Source organism: Congregibacter brevis (assembly GCF_045689245.1).
Taxonomy (GTDB): domain Bacteria; phylum Pseudomonadota; class Gammaproteobacteria; order Pseudomonadales; family Halieaceae; genus Congregibacter; species Congregibacter brevis.
The window spans coordinates 3,045,015-3,062,584 of record NZ_CP136865.1 but is presented as its reverse complement, the minus strand read 5'-3'; the positions used below and the strand labels follow the sequence as shown (position 1 = coordinate 3,062,584).

Here is a 17,570-nt window from a genome sequence, read left to right as displayed (position 1 = left end):
TCGCAGGGGTCCGAAAAGCATTGTGCTTAACGGTTACCCGAATTTATCGAGTGTTTATCGATGATCTGTAGCCAAACGCCGAAGATGGCAGAGGATTACGGGTTTTCGCAGGAGTGAGTTGGCAAGGCAATGGTAACTATTCGACTATCACGTAGTGGCGCTAAGAAACGTCCTTTTTATCACCTGACAGTAACCGACAGCCGCAGATCTCGCGACGGTCGTTTCATTGAGCGTGTGGGGTTCTTTAATCCTGTGGCTCGAGGTCAAGAAGAGCGCCTGCGCGTTGATCGTGCGCGCATCGAGTACTGGCAGGGCCAGGGTGCGCAATTGTCCGCTCGCGTAGCGAAGCTTCTCAGCGTCGCAGAGTCGAGCAGCGAAGCGGCTTAACGGCCTCTCGGGCATGAACACGCCCGAGGATCAGATGCTCCTCGCCGGAAAAATCTCCGGTGTTTACGGCATCAAGGGTTGGGTCAAACTTCAGATTTTTACTGACCCGCCCGAGAACTTTTTTGCCTTCACTAGCCACCTGATCAAGAGGCGGCGGAATGCAGAACCAATCGAGCTGGCCGATGGACGTATCCAGGGCAAAGCTTGGGTAGCCAGAGTGGTGGGTGTAGACAATCGCACCGATGCTGAGCTGCTAAAGGGTACCGAAATATGGGTTCCCAGATCGGAGTTACCTGTTTTAGATTCCGATGAGTACTACTGGCACCAGTTGCAGGGTTTGCAGGTGTGGAGCGAACACGAGGGGCAAAAGCTGCTGCTCGGCGAGATTGACCACCTGCTGGAGACTGGCGCCAACGACGTATTGGTGCTGCGCCCTTGTAAGGGTAGTGCCGATGAGCGGGAAAGACTCATTCCCTACTTGCCAGACACGGTTGTTCTGTCGGTGGAGTTAGAGAACGGGACGATGACCGTCGACTGGCATCCGGAAGATTGATGCGAATTGCGATGGTCACACTCTTTCCAGAGATGCTCAGCATGGTGAGTGATCTGGGTGTGACAGGGCGAGCAGTGCGTGATGATCGACTGCAGCTCCGAGCGGTAAACCCGCGGGATTACACTACGGATCGGCATCGCAGCGTCGATGATCGCCCTTACGGTGGCGGACCGGGGATGGTGATGCGGCCGGAGCCTCTTGCAGCGGCCCTCGAAGCGGGACGCGAGTTTGCGGGAGAAGCCGCGCCAGTGATTTATCTTTCGCCTCAGGGGCGGAAGTTCGATCATGAGCGAGCAAAGTCATTGGCCGAAACGCCTGGAATGGTGTTACTCGCGGGTCGATACGAAGGTGTTGACGAGCGTTTGGTCAGGTCGGCGGTGGATGAGGAAGTCTCCATCGGTGACTACGTATTAAGCGGTGGAGAGTTAGCCGCGCTGGTAGTTGTCGACGCAGTTGCGCGATTACTGCCAGGAGTATTGGGACACGAAGATTCAGCGGAAGAAGATTCTTTCGCGCAGGGTTTGCTGGATTGTCCGCATTTTACTCGGCCAGAACAGTACAAGGGAGAAGATGTCCCTGCAGTGCTGCTCAGCGGAGATCATGCTGCGATCCGACGTTGGCGCCTGAAGCAGGCGCTGGGAAGGACCTGGGAGCGGCGGCCGGATTTGCTCGAAGCGCTGGAAAAGCGTCGGGAGCTCACTGCAGAAGAGCAGTTACTCCTGGCGGAATATCAGAGAGACTTGGTCTAGTCTGGTATTCGAGCACTAGTGAGTGCCGGTGAAAATTTGCTTAGAGACGCAATTCGGAGACCGACTATTCCGGTGCGAACCAGAGCGAGACATGAATTTTTATACAAGATCGTTCCTATGAGCGGCCTATTGAACAAGAGTAGTTTGGGAGCAACAAAATGAGCACCAATGCAATTATTTCTCAGCTTGACGCTGAGCAGATGGATAAAGAGTTACCGGAGTTTGCGCCCGGCGATACAGTCGTTGTTCAGGTAAAGGTAAAGGAAGGTAGCCGTGAGCGCCTGCAGGCCTTCGAGGGCGTTGTGCTGGGTAAGCGTAACCGTGGCCTGAACTCTGCTTTTACCGTTCGAAAGATTTCCCACGGTGTTGGCGTTGAGCGTACTTTCCAGACCTACTCACGTTTGCTGGAGTCTATTGAGGTTAAGCGTCGCGGTGACGTTCGTCAGGCTAAGCTCTACTACCTGCGTGAGCGTTCAGGTCGTTCAGCGCGTATCAAAGAAAAGCTGGGTTAATTCTTCGGTCGCGTCTGCGGCCTAAGAACACCCTAAAGCGGCCGCTCCCATTGGGACGGCCGTTTTTTTGTACCCTGTGTTTTGTAGAAGCTATAGGTTTTTGGGCCTATTTTAAGCCGTGTTTGCCTGCGACTTTGCTAAGCTCACCTCATGCCCAAATCTGTCATCAGCAGCGACTTCCCCCATCTCGAATCCTATCTGGATGCGGTTTGGATGGAGAAGGGTTTAAGTGAGAACACTCTGGCTGCGTACCGGCGGGATCTTCAAGCTTATTCTCGGTGGGTTCAGAGTCGAGGCCACAGCGCTGTCGAGGTTTCCAGGAGCGACATAGAGGCTTATCTAGCGAGTCTTCTTCAGAGCAAGCGCTCCCCGCGTTCAGCAGCTCGTGCACTGTCTTGTTTAAGAGGTTTCTATCGTCACCTTCTTCGCAACGGGCAACTTTCGGACGACCCCACTCTGGGTCTGGATAGTCCAAAATTGGGCAGACCGTTACCCAAAACTCTTTCTGAATCCGACGTAGATGCGCTCCTGAAGGCTCCCGATTTAGAAGATCCTATTGGATTTCGGGATCGCTGCATGCTGGAGCTGCTTTATGCCTGTGGCCTGCGCGTGTCCGAGTTAACCGGCTTGACGCTGTCACAGCTAAGTCTGAATCAGGGCGTGCTCAGAATCATTGGGAAGGGTGGGAAGGAGCGTCTGGTACCCATTGGAGAGGAAGCACTACACTGGATACAGCGATATCTGCGGGACGTTAGACCCGATTTACTGGGGAATACGTCGTCGGAGGTTTTGTTTCCCAGCCGGCGAGCCCAAATGATGACCCGACAGACGTTCTGGCACCGAATCAAGCAGCATGCGGCGACGGCGGGAATTCAGAAATCGATCTCGCCGCACGTTTTAAGGCACGCTTTTGCTACTCACTTGGTGAATCACGGCGCTGATCTGCGTGTTGTTCAGTTGTTGCTTGGGCACAGCGATCTCAGCACTACCCAAATTTACACCCATGTCGCGAAGCAACGTCTCCAGAGTCTTCACGCAAAACACCATCCTCGGGGCTGAGGGCGGCGTCGAAGAGAGGAGGTCTAAAACCCACTTCAAAGCCGTGTTGTTATTGGCCTCGATGTTGAATTTGCGCACGATCTTTTACTGAGTGAACTATCGAAGACTGGTATGATCAAAGGCTCTATCAGGCATTTTTCGGGCTGCTTTATGCGGCAAAGCAATGGGATCTATTTCATGTACTCACGTCGGACTTCTCCACGTCCCCTGATTATTCGCTTACTGGCATCGGTTAGTTTTTGCATCTTTACCGTTGCGACGTTCGCACAGCTAGGCGTCGCGGCCGAAGGTGTAGATCCCGCGATTGAGAAGAAGCTCCGATTACGTCTCGGCGCGCCACAAATTGGCTTGGAAGTGCAGAGCGTAAAAGCCAGTGAGCTGCCGGGTCTTTACAAAGTATCCATCGTATCTGGGCCTACGGTTTACGCGACGGAGAGTGGCGACTATTTTCTTGTCGGTGACCTCTACAATGTCGGTCTCACAGGGCTAGTTAATCTGGGCGAGCTACAACGCTCTAACGATCGTAAGGACGCTATTGCCGCTGTTCCAGAGAAACACGTCATTGTCTTTCCTGCCGAAGGGGAAACCCTCAGCAGTATCACTGTGTTCACCGATGTGTCCTGTTTTTACTGCCAAAAACTCCATAAAGAGGTGCCAGAGTTGAATCGGCGCGGCGTTGAAGTGCGATACCTTGCTTATCCCCGACAGGGCATTGGGTCGCCGGGTTTTCGCCAGCTGGCTAGTGCCTGGTGCTCTGATGATCGACAGGCAACTTTGACTGCCTTTAAGAATCGCGAAGAGCTCGAAGAGAATGTTTGCCCCGGAAACCCCATCGCTGAGCAGTTTGCGCTTGGGCAGCAGCTTGGTGTGCGCGGCACGCCCGCGATTGTTACCCCTGGTGGAGAGATGATCCCAGGGTACAAGAGCGCCGATGATTTGATAGCGGTGCTGGGGTTACAATAGCCCCATAGTAAAGCGATCCCCCAAAGAAAGTTAGTTTACCGACACCGAGAGCACAGCGAGTCCCCGTGGAAGAGCAATTTCAGCGCATCCAGCGCCTCCCGCCCTATGTCTTCAGCATTGTTGGTGACTTAAAGCAGGCCGCACGTGCAGCGGGGGAGGACATCATTGATTTCGGGATGGGCAATCCTGATCAACCGACGCCCGCGCATATCGTTGATAAGATGATAGAGGCTGCGCAGCGCCCAGACACTCATCGCTATTCTCAATCCAAAGGCATACCCCGCTTACGAAAAGCGATCTGCGATTGGTACCGAAATCGTTACGCGGTGGAGCTCGATCCTGAGTCTGAAGCGATCGTCACTCTTGGTTCTAAAGAAGGCCTGGCGCATTTGGCCCTAGCAACCACGGGTCCCGGCGACGCCATTCTTGTTCCTAACCCTTCTTATCCTATTCACCCCTATGGTTTTGTGATCTCCGGTGCGGATATTCGCCACGTTCCAATGGGTAACGAAGACGAGTTTTTTCAAGAGCTGGAAAATGCTATCCGTAACAGTTGGCCCAAACCTAAGATGCTGGTGCTTAACTTTCCCTCGAACCCCACCACACACTGCGTGGAACTGCCGTTCTTTGAGAAAGTGGTTGAGATAGCGCGGGAGCACAAAATTTGGGTTGTGCAAGATCTAGCCTACGCGGACCTTTGCTTCGACGGTTACGTTGCTCCCTCTATCTTGCAGGTGGAAGGTGCCCGAGAAGTGGCGGTAGAGTTTTTTAGCATGTCCAAGAGCTACAACATGCCTGGATGGCGCATTGGCTTTTGCTGCGGAAACTCCACCTTAGTCGGCGCTCTTGCTCGCATGAAGTCTTACCTGGACTACGGCATGTTTACCCCGATACAGGTCGCTGCAATCGCCGCGCTAGAGGGTGATCAGGCATGTGTGTCAGAAATAAACGTGATGTACCAGTCTCGTCGCGACGTTCTTTGTGAAGGCTTAACAGCGAGCGGTTGGCCGGTTACACCCCCAAAGGCGACGATGTTCGTCTGGGCAGAGATTCCCGAAGCCTACCGTGAAATGGGCTCCCTGGAGTTCAGTAAAAAGCTGATTAAGGACGCAAAGGTCGCTGTGTCTCCAGGTATCGGTTTTGGCGAGTATGGCGAGGGCTATGTGCGCTTCGGACTTATTGAGAACGAGCACCGAACACGCCAGGCGATTCGCAATATTAAACGTATGTTTCGTGAGGACGGCATTCCCGAGGCTTGAGACCTTGGGAAAGCGGCGTAGATGAATGACAGTTGGAGTACATTTAATACAATGAGCGCTTTGCGGATTGGAGTCTGCGGCAACGGCACCGTTGGTGGTGGCACCATAGAGCTGCTTCGTAGCCAGGCCGTTTTATTGGGCGCGCGAGCAGGTCGCGAGCTTTTGCTGACTCGCGTCGGCGCCCGGCGAGACCGAGAGGACTGTCCTACCGGTGATGTGCCGGTTCACCGCGACCTACTGGAGGTGGCGCGGGCGGACGATGTCGATGTTGTGGTTGAAAGCATCGGCGGTACGACTCTGGCGAAGGATATCGTTGAGACCGCATTACGCTGCGGAAAGTCCGTGGTTACGGCTAACAAAGCGCTTATAGCTGAGCATGGCAATGAGCTATTGGCCCTTGCAGAAGAGTGTGGCGGTAGTCTGCTCTGCGAGGCAGCGGTTGCGGGTGCAGTCCCCATTCTTAAAGCCCTCCGCGATGGCATGGCGGCGAATACCGTAAGCGAATTGTCGGGCATCATTAATGGGACGGGTAACTTTATACTCACGGAAATGGGCGCGCATCAACGGCCCTTTGACGAGGTTTTAGCAGAGGCTCAAGCCCTGGGTTATGCCGAGGCTGATCCCACCTTTGACGTGGAGGGCACAGATGCTGCGCACAAGCTGAGTATCCTTGCCGCGATGGCTTTCTCAACGCCGCTCAATTTTTCGGCGGTGTTTTGCGAAGGCATAAGCGCAGTCACACCAGCGGATATTCAGTTTGCTGACGAGCTTGGTTATCGCATTAAGCACTTGGGCATCGCCAAGCGACACGCGGATGGCATAGAGCTTCGCGTTCATCCCACACTGCTCCCAAAGGGTTCGCTGCTCGCTAACGTTGACGGCGTACTCAACGCGGTGCGACTTCAGGGCCATGCGGCAGGCGAAACTGTGTATTCGGGCGCCGGTGCGGGGCGTTTACCTACGGCGTCAGCAGTCGTGGCTGATATTGTGGATATAGCGCGGGCGGGCGGTAACTCCGTGCACTGTTTAGGCGTACCTGTTTCTAATCTTGAGTCAGCTCCCACTCTGCCTATGGAAGCGGTGACAAGCGCTTGGTACCTTCGCATGCAAGCGGAGGATCGCCCGGGAGTCATGTCTCAACTGGCGAATTGCCTGAGCGCCGAAGGCATCAGCATAGAAGCTCTTATCCAAAAGCCACCCAAAGGGGCTGCGGCAACCGTGCCGGTGGTGGTGCTCACCAATAGCGCCAGAGAAGAAGCATTGCGTCGAGCGGTAACAGCAATTTCAGCATTACCTGGAATTACTCACCCCCATTGCATTCGAATTGAATCGGCAAACTAAAGGTAATCCTGTGCGTTATATCAGTACCCGAGGCACCGCACCTACACTCAGTTTCGAAGAAGTGTTGCTGACCGGTTTGGCGAGCGACGGAGGGCTGTATGTTCCCGAGAGCCTTCCCAGTTTTACCGTTTCGGAACTCGAAGAGATGGCGTCTCTTGACTATCCGTCCCTAGCCCATCGGATTCTGCTCCCGTTCGTCGAAGGGGCGTTCGAAAGCGAAGAGCTACAGTCAATTATTGACGAGACCTATGCCGTGTTTAGGCATTCCGCGGTCGCACCTTTAGTACAACTTGATCACAATCAGTGGGTTCTTGAGCTTTTTCATGGCCCGACTTTGGCCTTCAAAGACTTCGCTTTGCAGCTCTTGGGCAGATTGCTCGACACCATCCTTAAGCGCCGCGGTGAAAAAGTCGTCATTATGGGTGCTACATCGGGGGATACGGGTTCTGCCGCTATCGCCGGCTGTCAGCGCTGTGACAATATCGATATTTTCATTCTGCACCCTCACCAGAGAGTGTCTGAGGTGCAGCGTCGTCAGATGACTACCTTAAGTGGGCCCACGATTCATAATCTCGCCTTAGAGGGTAACTTTGACGACTGTCAGGCTATGGTGAAGGCGAGCTTTCGCGACCAGAGTTTTCTTCCCGACGGGCGGAGTCTCGTTGCTGTAAATTCAATTAACTGGGCGCGCATCATGGCTCAGATTGTCTACTATTTTTACGCCGGCTTAGCTCTTGGTGCGCCGCATCGCGCTGCAGCTTATTCGGTGCCTACGGGCAACTTTGGCGACATTTTTGCAGGGTATCTTGCATCCAAAATGGGCTTGCCAGTGGCGCAACTCATGATCGCTACCAATCGAAATGACGTGCTTCACCGACTTCTTACGAGTGGTGATTATGCTCGGCAAACCTTGGAACACACACTGTCGCCCAGTATGGATATCTCCGTATCGAGCAATTTTGAGCGCCTGATGTTCGATCTCTATGACCGAGATGGCGGCGCTATTGCAGATCTAATGGCCGCTTTTGATGACGGCGATATAGCACTCTCGGAAGGCGCCATGGCTAATGCTCGCATGATGTTTGCCAGTCATCGCGTCGATGATGCACAGACACTAGCTTGCATTAGTGAGGTATGGGACAAAACGGGTTATCTGCTGGATCCTCACAGTGCCATTGGTTACGCGGCGGCCCTAAGTGCTAAGGAAAAGGCCGAGCTGCCCTGGGTGACTCTCGCAACAGCCCATCCCGCTAAGTTTCCTGACGCTATAGGACAAGCGTCGGTTGGAACTACTGCACACTTGCCGCTTCACCTAGCAGGCTTGTTTGAGCTTGATGAGCACTTTGACGTGCTGACAAACGATATTGCAGCGGTACAACGCTTTATGTCCGAGCATTTGGGCGCTTAGTTGGCTCGTCGCCTTCGTAGCATCCGCCGACGCGATAGCAAACACGCCGAGGCGCTCAAAGAGTTGCCAGCCCTCCTTGCTCGGATTTTCACAGCGCGAGGCGTAAGCGAGTCCGCTGATCTGGATCTGGCCTTTTCCGCGCTGCTTCCACCGTCATTGTTGAAGGGCCTCCCCGCCGCTACCGAACGTTTGCAACAAGCACTTGAGAGTGACGAGCGCATACTGATTGTCGGAGACTTTGATGCAGACGGTGCCACGAGTACGGCGCTGGCTATCAAGGCACTCCGCCAGTTTGGCGCACAACATGTGGATTACCTCGTACCGAATCGTTTTGAGTTTGGTTACGGGCTGACTCCGGGCATCGTTGCCCTCGGTGCCGAGCGCAAACCTGACCTGATCATTACTGTGGACAATGGCATTTCGTCAATCGACGGTGTCGCTGCGGCAAATGCAGCGGGCATTGAGGTGTTGATCACCGACCATCACTTACCTGGCGAGGAGCTACCCGACGCTTCGGCAATTGTTAACCCCAATCAGAAGGGCTGTGAATTCCCCAGCAAGGCCTTAGCCGGAGTAGGGGTGATGTTCTACCTTCTCTTGGCACTGCGAACACGACTTCGCGATCAAGACTGGTTTGCCCGTAAGGATTTGGAGGAGCCGCATCTCGGATCTTTTTTGGATCTGGTGGCCTTAGGAACGGTGGCGGATGTCGTTCCACTGGATCATAACAACCGAATACTAATCGAGGGCGGACTGTCGCGCATGCGCAGCGGACGAGCGCGGCCGGGAATCGACGCCTTGCTGAGCGTGGCCGGCAGGGACCCTATGACCGTTGTTGCCAGTGATTTGGGCTTTGCCGCCGGACCCAGGCTAAATGCAGCCGGACGTCTGGACGATATGTCGTTGGGTATCGAGTGTCTGCTGTCAGAGGACCCCGCTCATGCTCGCAGCATTGCGCTGCAGCTGGATGGCATGAACAGAGAGCGTCAGCGGATCGAGCGCGGGATGGAGCAAGAGGCGCTCGCGGCGCTCGATAAGCTGAGTCTCAAAGAAACTGACCTCCCGGCCGCCCTGATTCTCCATGACCCCCATTGGCATCAAGGCGTGGTAGGTATTTTGGCGTCGCGTATTAAAGATCGTTTTCATCGCCCGGTTATCGCCTTTGCCGGTAGTGGTGACGGTGAACTCAAAGGCTCCGGACGTGGTATCCCGGGTATGCATCTTCGCGACCTCCTGGATGTTGTCGCCACAAGTCATCCTGGCTTGATCGATCGATTTGGTGGGCATGCTATGGCGGCAGGCCTGTCCCTGAAGGAAGCGCATTTTGATCAGTTTGCTGAAGCATTTACCGATGCTGTGCAAAGCGCTGGCGGGCTTTCCCTTGAGCCTGTGTTGGAAAGCGACGGAGAACTCACTCCTACAGATTTTGATCTTTCTACTGCAGAGTTATTGCGTAATGCGGGACCCTGGGGTCAGATGTTTCCTGAACCCTTGTTTGACGGTGTTTTTGAGCTTCGATCTCAACGCATTGTTGGCGAGCGACATCTCAAAATGAGCCTGGCTAAGCCGGGTGACGGCGCCGCTTTGGACGCGATTGCCTTTGGTGTGGATACGGATGTTTGGCCCGACAGCTCGGTAAAACAAGTCCAGCTCGCCTATCGGCTGGATGTTAACCAGTTTCGCGGTGAGCGACGTCTGCAGTTACTCGTTGAGCAAATCGAAGCCGTCTGAGGATGTCTCTTTAGGCCCCTGCTAGGGTAGAATGGCGGCCTTTTTTTGACAGGCTATTCCAATGTTGGAAATCAATCCCCTTATTCAAAGTCTCAAGGATATCGAGGTGCGTACTGACGTGCTTAGGGGGTACCTTTGACGTTGATCAACGTCGAGAGCGTCTCTCGGAAGTAGAACTCGAGCTGGCTGAGCCCAGCGTTTGGGATAACCCGGAGCGAGCTCAAGACCTTGGTCGGGAGCGTTCGTCTCTAGAAGCCATCGTGAACTCCATCGATGCATTGGATACTGGTGCAGCGGACTCCCTTGATCTGTTAGAAATGGCGTCAGAAGAAGACGACGAAGCAGCGGTCGCAGAACTCGAGCAAGACATTCAGGCTTTGGTGAAGGTTCTCGAGCAGCTTGAATTTCGCCGGATGTTCAATGGCGAGATGGACGGGAACAACGCCTTCCTGGATATCCAATCAGGCTCCGGTGGCACGGAGGCGCAGGATTGGGCTGAGATTCTCCTTCGCATGTATCTCCGTTGGGGGGAGTCCCGCGGATTCTCCACGGAACTCATCGAAGCATCTGGCGGCGACGTTGCGGGAATAAAAAGTGCGACGATTAAATTCACGGGCGAGTATGCATTCGGCTGGTTACGCACCGAGACTGGGGTACATCGTTTGGTGCGCAAATCACCGTTTGACTCAGGCAACAGACGTCATACGTCCTTCGCGTCTGTGTTTGTGGCGCCGGAGATTGACGACAACATCGAGATTGAAATCAATCCAGCAGATCTTCGCGTTGATACTTATCGCGCCAGTGGGGCGGGTGGTCAGCACGTGAACAAGACCGATTCCGCCGTGCGTCTCACTCATAATCCATCGGGGATCGTCGTGCAATGTCAGACCGAGCGCTCCCAGCATCAAAATCGGGATAACGCCATGAAGCTCTTGCGCGGGAAGCTTTACGAAATGGAGATCCTTAAGCGCAACGAAGAAAAACAGATCATGGAAGACAACAAAGCGGATATCGGCTGGGGCAGTCAAATCCGTAGCTATGTGCTGGATGCTTCCCGAATCAAAGACCTACGTACTAACGTTGAAACCAGTAACACCCAGGCGGTGCTCGACGGCGATATAGATCAGTTTATCGAGGCGTCGCTGAAAAGCGGTCTGTAGTTGTAGGTGGTTTGTAGGTGGGTTGTAGGTAGTTTGAAGGTGGGTGGTCAGCTTGCACGGGCTGTAACCGGTAAAGGGCACAGAGCCCAGGAAACACATTATGAGTGAACATGACGGTAACGCGCCTCGCACTGCCGAAGATGAAAACAAACTAATTGCTGAACGACGCGGCAAGCTTAGGAGCTTGAGAGAACAGGGCAACCCTTTCCCTAACGACTTTCGTCGTACGGCCACGGCCGCGCAGCTACAAACGGATTTCGAGCATGAAGAAAAGGCAGTGCTTGAGGAACGTAATGAAGAGTTCGCGGTAGCGGGGCGTTTAATTCGTAATCGCGGCGCTTTTTTGCTAATTCAGGATGGTGAAGGACAGATCCAGCTGTATGTGGATCGCAAGGCCTTGGATGAGGCGACTCTCGCCGGTATCAAGAGTTGGGACCTGGGTGACATCGTTGCGGCTCGAGGACCTCTGCATAGGTCGGGTAAAGGCGATCTGTACATCAATATGCGCGAATCTCGCTTGCTGACGAAGGCGCTTCGCCCTTTGCCTGATAAATATCATGGTTTGGCGGATCAAGAGCTTCGCTACCGTCAGCGTTATGTAGATCTCATTGTTAATGAGCGCTCGAGGGAAGTCTTCCGTATTCGCTCCCGGGTGATTAGCTACATTCGCAACTTCATGGACAGTCGAGCCTTCATGGAAGTCGAGACGCCCATGATGCAGCCCATTCCAGGGGGTGCAGCGGCAAAGCCGTTTGTGACTCACCACAATGCGCTTGATCTCACTATGTATCTACGCATAGCGCCGGAGCTGTATCTCAAGCGTCTCACTGTGGGCGGCTTTGAGCGGGTTTACGAGATTAATCGCAATTTTCGCAACGAAGGACTCTCTACGCGGCATAACCCAGAATTCACCATGCTCGAGTACTACTGGGCCTATGCGGATTATCGCGATGCTATGGATCTCACCGAAACCATGCTTCGGGGTTTGACTGAGGAGGTGTTGGGATCTCAGCTGGTGACGTACCAAGGGCAAGAGTTTGATTTCTCGAAGCCTTTTGCGCGGATGACGGTTATCGAAGCGATCCTTGCTCACAACCCGACGTTGAGTGCGACGGATATCGACGGAATGGACAAAGCCGTGGATGTTGCAGAGGGTCTCGGTATCGAGGTCAACAAGGCCTGGGGCTTGGGCAAGATTCAAATCGAGATTTTTGAGAAGACTGCTGAGCATAAGCTGGAGCAACCGACATTTATTACCGCCTATCCGACGGAGGTTTCACCCCTGGCGCGGCGAAACGATGACGATCCCTTCGTGACCGATCGTTTCGAGTTTTTTGTCGCCGGTAGGGAGCTCGCCAATGGCTTTAGCGAGCTCAATGATGCTGAAGATCAGGCTCAGCGATTTAAAGAGCAAGTTGAGCAGAAGGATGCTGGGGACGAAGAGGCCATGCACTTTGATGCTGATTATGTTCGCGCCCTGGAATACGGTATGCCTCCGACGGCTGGTGAAGGTATAGGCATTGACCGGCTGGTGATGTTGTTGACAGATTCGCCATCTATTCGCGATGTTCTGTTGTTCCCTCATATGCGGCCCGAGTGATGATTAAGCCTTTACGGGTGCTACACTCGGCCCAGACACCTTAGCGATTACAAGGCCATGTTACAGAAGCCATTTTTCTTCGCCTTAGCCGCACTTTTGATGACCGCCTGTGCGAGCGCTCCTCCCGAGCCAGAGGCTCTACCCGAGCAGCGCTCCCCGGAGGACGTTAAGCTAACGCTGAATCTTCCTGAGGAGGCAGATAACTGCATATGCCAGGCGCCCGATGAAAATGATCGGACGTTTTTGGAGCGGGGAATGGAAACCCTCGCAGATGGAGAGTACATAGAAGCGGTTCAGTACTTTCAGCGTTATCAGCGACTCGAGCAGTTACCGCTTGCGCAATGGGAAGGTGATCTTGCTATTGCTTATGTAAGTATGCTGCCGAGCAGCCCTTTCTATGATGTGGATGCTGCACTTCGTGCTTACACGGATTTACAGTCCCGCGAACCCGAAGGTCACAAGCATCATAGTATCGTCATCATGCAGCAGGCTCTTGAATCTTTCGTTCTCATGGAACGTCATATATGGGATTTAGAAAGCAGGACCGGTATGTTGCAGGAGGATCTCGATAAACGAGAGCAAGCGCTCAAGCGGCTTCGGGAACTGACGCTGGGTCAACCGGAAGACTAAGTGTAAAGGTTGATCCTTCGCCGGGGCGGCTTTCAACAGATATCGTACCCCCCATTAGCTCGCAGAAATCCCGGCATATAGCGAGGCCCAGGCCTGTGCCACCATAGGTATTGCTGGTCGCATCGTCGGCCTGCACAAAGGCTTCAAAGACCAGAGCCTGCTGCTCTTCTGTCATGCCTATTCCGGTATCACTAACTGCGATGTTTAGCTCCTGAGCGGACTCCATGAAGGATGCCTTTACACGGATAACGCCTTGCTCTGTGAACTTCGCGGCGTTGCTAAGGAGGTTCACCACTATCTGCCGAAACTTCACCGCGTCGTTTTGGATAAGGGGGAGTTCGTCGAAGTCATCACACTCAAGCACGTTGCCGTTTCTACGCAGTAGGGGTGCTAGTGCGTCCACAGCCATGGTCAGTGCCTCGCCGGGGTGAAACTCTTCCCGAACCAGCGTCATCTTGCCTGTTTCAATCTTGGAGAGATCCAGAATGTCGTCGATCAATGCCAACAGCTGGCGGCCCGATAAAACAATCTTGTCGAGGTCGCTTTGATACTGTTCCCGGTCTACGGGAGTTTCGTCATCCAATTCATCGTGGAGCATCTCGCTATAGCCGATGATCGCATTGAGGGGAGTTCGCAGTTCGTGGCTAACGTTGGCCAAGAAGCGGGACTTGGCCGCATTCGCTTCATCCGCACTGAGCTTGGCATCTTTCTCTTCGTCGATTGCGCGCCGAAGTTTGTCTGACATGCTGTTAAAGGCAGTCGCAAGATCACCGAGCTCACCGTCATCGTCAATGTCATCGATGCGGTAGTCCAGCTCTCCCGCCCCAAGACGCTGGGTGCCGCGTTTAAAGCGCTTCAGGTTGTCGTTTGTGTAGCGGACCAGAAAGAATCCTAGTGTCGCGGTTAGGAAAATTGAGGCGATAAATCCCAGCACGGTGATTCTGTCTGTAAGAGCAATGGTCCGGTCGATCACGTTGGCTCTTTGTACTGCGATGAATGCCTGGCGTTGTTCCAGCTCTTTTAAGCGCTGGCTAGCCTCAAGGTAGGGAATAGGGTCATCGACATCTGAGCGCCAAGTGGCGTCGTTGTAGTTCTCGTAAAAGTCGCCCCAGCTACTCAGAAGCCGTGTGCTGCTCTCCCGCAGTAGATTGAACTGCAGAGCAGTAACGTCACTGCCCATGCCTCCCAGAGCTTCTACGGTGCTGCGGGTAGCGGCAATGCCGCTCAAGGCGCTGCGAAGATCTTCCTCTGCCAGACGGTCATCTGTGTTTTCTCTTAATGTAGAGAGTACGAGGATCTTTTGGCGCTGATCTTCCAATTGTTTGGCTAACTCCCCCGAGAGCTGTCCCGCTGTAACGGCCTGTCGATAAGCGACCATACTTTCGCTCCGCGCGTAGCTGCCCCAAAAGTGCGTGCCAACGTTGATAGCAAACAGGATCAGAATCGTGAATAGCGAGAGCGTTAAGCGGCGGCGAAGACTCATAATGCAGGACCTCGCGTCTCGAGAAGTCGGCGAATTTTCTCCAGCAGCGCAGGGAAGTCGATGGGCTTGGTTGCGTAGTCATCGCACCCGGCTGCCAACGCCTTATCTCGATCCTCTGGCATGGCATGAGCGGTGAGGGCAATGATAGGCGTTTTCGCAACTTCGCTGTTGGCTCGGACGCGTTTGCATACGGTCCAACCGTCAACAACAGGCAGATTCATGTCCAACAACACCAGGTCGGGCTTTTCGGATTCTATGCGGTCCAAAGCCTTGGCGCCGTCCTCTGCTATGAGCGCATCAAAGCCTGCACGTTTGAGCCTGCGACTTAGCATGTCGCGATTCAGTTCGTTGTCCTCGACCAAGAGGAGGCGAGGGTTGCTCATGGCAGTTCATGCTCAAGGGGGTGAACGACTAACACTTCGTCGATACCGGGCGCCTGCACATCGCGGCTCTCTCCAAGGGCGTAGGCGGCGCCGAGAGCATTCCGGGTAGACTCAGCGATGAGGATTTCGCCGCGTTGGGCGACGTCCTCTATACGCGACGTCACATTCATGGCGTGGCCCACAAAGCCGTATTTGCTGCGTCGCTCTGATCCTATGTTGCCTGCGATGACGTTACCGGTGTTCAGCGCGATTCCCATGGCTAACTCGGGAAGTCCGTCCTTGCGATTGGCACAGTTGATTTCTTCCATGGCGGCTTGCATGGCCAAGGCACAGCGTGCCGCACGGTCAGGGTCATCATCGTGGCGTCTCGGTGCGCCAAACACCGCAAGAATAGCGTCACCGAGAAATTCGTCGATGGTGCCGCCGTATTCCAGAATGATGTCGGTCATTGCCCCGAGATAGCGATTGAGCATGCTGACCACCCGGTCCGGCGGCAGCTGTTCACTCATGGTGGTAAAACCACGAATGTCGGACATCATGATTGTTACTTCCCGCAGGTCGCCTCCCAACTCAAGGCCTTCGGGGCGCTCGAGAATTTCCGTAACGATGTCATCGGAAAGATAGCGCCCAAAGGTGGCGCGAATAAATCGCTCGTTGCGTTCCAACTGATCTCGATAGAGCTGTTCTCGATCATGCCACTGCTTGCGCTCGATGCCGGCTTTGATGCGGGCTTGAAGTAAGACGGGATTGAAGGGTTTAAAAAGGTAGTCATCTGCGCCAGCTTCAATACATTCGATAATGCCCTGCATGTCCTGCTCACCGGAAATCATGATGACCGGTGTGGCGCGGAGCGTGGGTTCGGCTTTTATACGTCTGAGAACTTCCCGGCCATCCATACCGGGCATCATGCGATCAAGGAGGACAACGTCAACATCAGCGTTGGAGAGCATCTCTAGTGCTTCTTCACCGCTGGGTGCCGTGACCACAAAATGGCCGCTGCGTGTGAGGTACCGTGCCAGCAGTGCGCGGTTCTCTTCTCGATCGTCCACGGCGAGAATAAAACCTGGATCGCCGGTGATCTGCGCAATTTGCTGTACGGCTTCCGCATCCCCTGCAGTGCCTGAGAGAGCGGGCTCTGCAGTACCCTCGAGGACTCTTTCAATGGCGCTCGCTAGGGCCGCGTTTGGTGAGGGAACGCTCTCACTAAGCATCTCTGCGTAACCGCGCAATGCGCCGGCGAGATTTCGCAGCTCATGGGTGTCTTCGGTTTCCTGCTCGAGGAGCGGTGCTATATTCGCGGCGCAGGCGGAAAGCGCTGACCAATCTTCCTGGGCTTCTTCATCAAGATCAGGCAGGTCAGACAACGAGAGGGCGGACACTTCGATGACCGCTGATTGCAAAACTACGCGAATGCTGTGCGCGGAAACTGCGGACTGGACCGCCGTCTCCATCGCTCCAACTTCGCTAACTGTGTCGCTATCACTCAATCTTCTGCTTCTCGCTTGTTTGCAGTCACTTTTGGACGTATCGCTACAACTGCTGTTCGTGTGCTGCTGAGTATAGCGACAGGGGTGATTGTCGGGGAAGCGAAGTCGACCACAGAGTCTTTACAGAAGTGGATGCGCGCAGCGGAAAATTTGAGGTAACATAAGCCAATCGCGAAAGCAGACAAACACGGGTGGCCTAAGCGTACTCCATGTTGCAAAAGGTAGAAATTTTTCAGGGTCTTTCGGACGACGAACTCGCGGCATTAGCGGCGAGCAGTACGAGTAGATCTTTTCCTAAAAATACCGTGGTGATTCATGAGAATGACCCCGCGGACTCTTTGTTTGTCATTGAGGCAGGCAAGGTCAAAGTCTATTGCAGCGATAAGAACGGCAAAGAGTTCATCATGAACACTCAAGGTGAGGGTGACTACTTTGGTGAGCTTGCGCTTTTAGACGATTCCACCCGCTCCGCCTCGGTGAGAACGGTCGAGAAATGCAATTTCTGCATAATTTATAAAGAAGACTTTAATAGAGTGCTCGAGGCGCACCCGAGCATCTCGCGAAAGCTCATCGCTAACCTGGCGTCGCGTGTGCGTAAGCTCACAGCCGATGTGAAGAGCCTGGCGCTGCAGGATGTCTACGGTCGTGTGGCAAACGTGCTCATGGATCTATCTGAAGAGCGAGGTGACGGCACGCTATACATCGGTGAAAAGCTTACTCAGCAGGACATTGCTGATCGCGTGGGAGCCTCCAGAGAGATGGTGGCTCGTATCCTCAAGGATTTGACGATTGGCGAGTACATTCGCTTTGAGGGCCGCCACATCATCATCAACACGCGGTTGCCTGCCAAGTATTGATAACGGGG

At 54.1% G+C, this 17,570-nt stretch carries 17 protein-coding genes; 14 read left to right on the top strand and 3 right to left on the bottom strand.

Annotation, left to right across the window (positions count from 1 at the left end; translation table 11 throughout):
• The first annotated feature begins 129 nt into the window (after positions 1-129).
• The 13 genes from rpsP to R0137_RS13535 all read left to right on the top strand — a co-directional run bounded on the left by rpsP (position 130) and on the right by R0137_RS13535 (position 13,352).
• The gene (gene rpsP / locus R0137_RS13595) at positions 130-387 is read left to right on the top strand and encodes a 30S ribosomal protein S16 (RefSeq protein ID WP_405272330.1); all 258 of its coding nucleotides are present in this window, start codon (positions 130-132) and stop codon (positions 385-387) included.
• Positions 388-400: 13 nt separating this feature from the next.
• Positions 401-940, top strand: a complete 540-nt coding sequence (gene rimM, locus R0137_RS13590) for a ribosome maturation factor RimM (protein ID WP_407326947.1) — start codon at positions 401-403, stop codon at positions 938-940.
• Positions 940-1,689 carry a tRNA (guanosine(37)-N1)-methyltransferase TrmD gene (gene trmD, locus R0137_RS13585; RefSeq protein ID WP_407326946.1) on the top strand — a complete coding sequence of 250 codons (750 nt, stop codon included), beginning with the start codon at positions 940-942 and terminating at the stop codon, positions 1,687-1,689. The genes rimM and trmD overlap by 1 nt, the downstream gene beginning before the upstream one ends.
• A gap of 158 nt (positions 1,690-1,847) precedes the next feature.
• The gene (gene rplS / locus R0137_RS13580) at positions 1,848-2,201 is read left to right on the top strand and encodes a 50S ribosomal protein L19 (RefSeq protein ID WP_405272334.1); all 354 of its coding nucleotides are present in this window, start codon (positions 1,848-1,850) and stop codon (positions 2,199-2,201) included.
• 150 nt (positions 2,202-2,351) lie between these two features.
• Complete coding sequence (xerD, locus tag R0137_RS13575) at positions 2,352-3,260, top strand: site-specific tyrosine recombinase XerD (RefSeq protein ID WP_407326945.1); 909 nt, start codon at positions 2,352-2,354, stop codon at positions 3,258-3,260.
• Between the two features lie 177 nt (positions 3,261-3,437).
• Positions 3,438-4,223 (top strand): DsbC family protein, encoded by a 786-nt coding sequence (locus R0137_RS13570; protein WP_407326944.1) that lies wholly within the window; start codon positions 3,438-3,440, stop codon positions 4,221-4,223.
• Positions 4,224-4,288: 65 nt separating this feature from the next.
• Entirely contained in the window at positions 4,289-5,482 is a 1,194-nt protein-coding gene (gene alaC, locus R0137_RS13565) for an alanine transaminase (protein WP_407326943.1), read from the top strand.
• 51 nt (positions 5,483-5,533) lie between these two features.
• Entirely contained in the window at positions 5,534-6,823 is a 1,290-nt protein-coding gene (locus R0137_RS13560) for a homoserine dehydrogenase (protein WP_407326942.1), read from the top strand.
• Positions 6,824-6,833: 10 nt separating this feature from the next.
• Entirely contained in the window at positions 6,834-8,231 is a 1,398-nt protein-coding gene (thrC, locus tag R0137_RS13555; protein ID WP_407326941.1) for a threonine synthase, read from the top strand.
• On the top strand, positions 8,232-9,962 hold the full coding sequence (gene recJ, locus R0137_RS13550) for a single-stranded-DNA-specific exonuclease RecJ (protein WP_407326940.1): 1,731 nt from the start codon (positions 8,232-8,234) through the stop codon (positions 9,960-9,962).
• Between the two features lie 61 nt (positions 9,963-10,023).
• A protein-coding gene (gene prfB, locus R0137_RS13545; RefSeq protein ID WP_407326939.1) for a peptide chain release factor 2 occupies positions 10,024-11,122 on the top strand; the annotation gives its coding sequence in 2 pieces (ribosomal slippage) (positions 10,024-10,098 and positions 10,100-11,122; 1,098 coding nt in all).
• Between the two features lie 100 nt (positions 11,123-11,222).
• Entirely contained in the window at positions 11,223-12,722 is a 1,500-nt protein-coding gene (gene lysS / locus R0137_RS13540) for a lysine--tRNA ligase (RefSeq protein ID WP_407326938.1), read from the top strand.
• Between the two features lie 57 nt (positions 12,723-12,779).
• The gene (locus R0137_RS13535) at positions 12,780-13,352 is read left to right on the top strand and encodes a hypothetical protein (RefSeq protein WP_407326937.1); all 573 of its coding nucleotides are present in this window, start codon (positions 12,780-12,782) and stop codon (positions 13,350-13,352) included.
• Here R0137_RS13535 and R0137_RS13530 read toward each other — a convergent pair.
• The 3 genes from R0137_RS13530 to R0137_RS13520 are packed head-to-tail and all read right to left on the bottom strand — an operon-like array spanning position 13,309 to position 16,705.
• Entirely contained in the window at positions 13,309-14,835 is a 1,527-nt protein-coding gene (locus R0137_RS13530) for an ATP-binding protein (protein ID WP_407326936.1), read from the bottom strand. The two genes, R0137_RS13535 and R0137_RS13530, sit on opposite strands and share 44 nt — an antisense overlap.
• Positions 14,832-15,218, bottom strand: coding sequence for a response regulator (locus R0137_RS13525; RefSeq protein WP_407326935.1), 387 nt, complete (start codon positions 15,216-15,218; stop codon positions 14,832-14,834). Before R0137_RS13525 ends, R0137_RS13530 begins: the two co-directional genes overlap by 4 nt.
• Positions 15,215-16,705 (bottom strand): adenylate/guanylate cyclase domain-containing protein, encoded by a 1,491-nt coding sequence (locus tag R0137_RS13520; RefSeq protein WP_407326934.1) that lies wholly within the window; start codon positions 16,703-16,705, stop codon positions 15,215-15,217. The genes R0137_RS13525 and R0137_RS13520 overlap by 4 nt, the downstream gene beginning before the upstream one ends.
• A 209-nt stretch (positions 16,706-16,914) precedes the next feature.
• On the opposite strand from R0137_RS13520, the gene R0137_RS13515 reads away from it, so the two are divergent.
• Entirely contained in the window at positions 16,915-17,562 is a 648-nt protein-coding gene (locus R0137_RS13515; RefSeq protein ID WP_407326933.1) for a Crp/Fnr family transcriptional regulator, read from the top strand.
• Positions 17,563-17,570 lie beyond the last annotated feature (8 nt).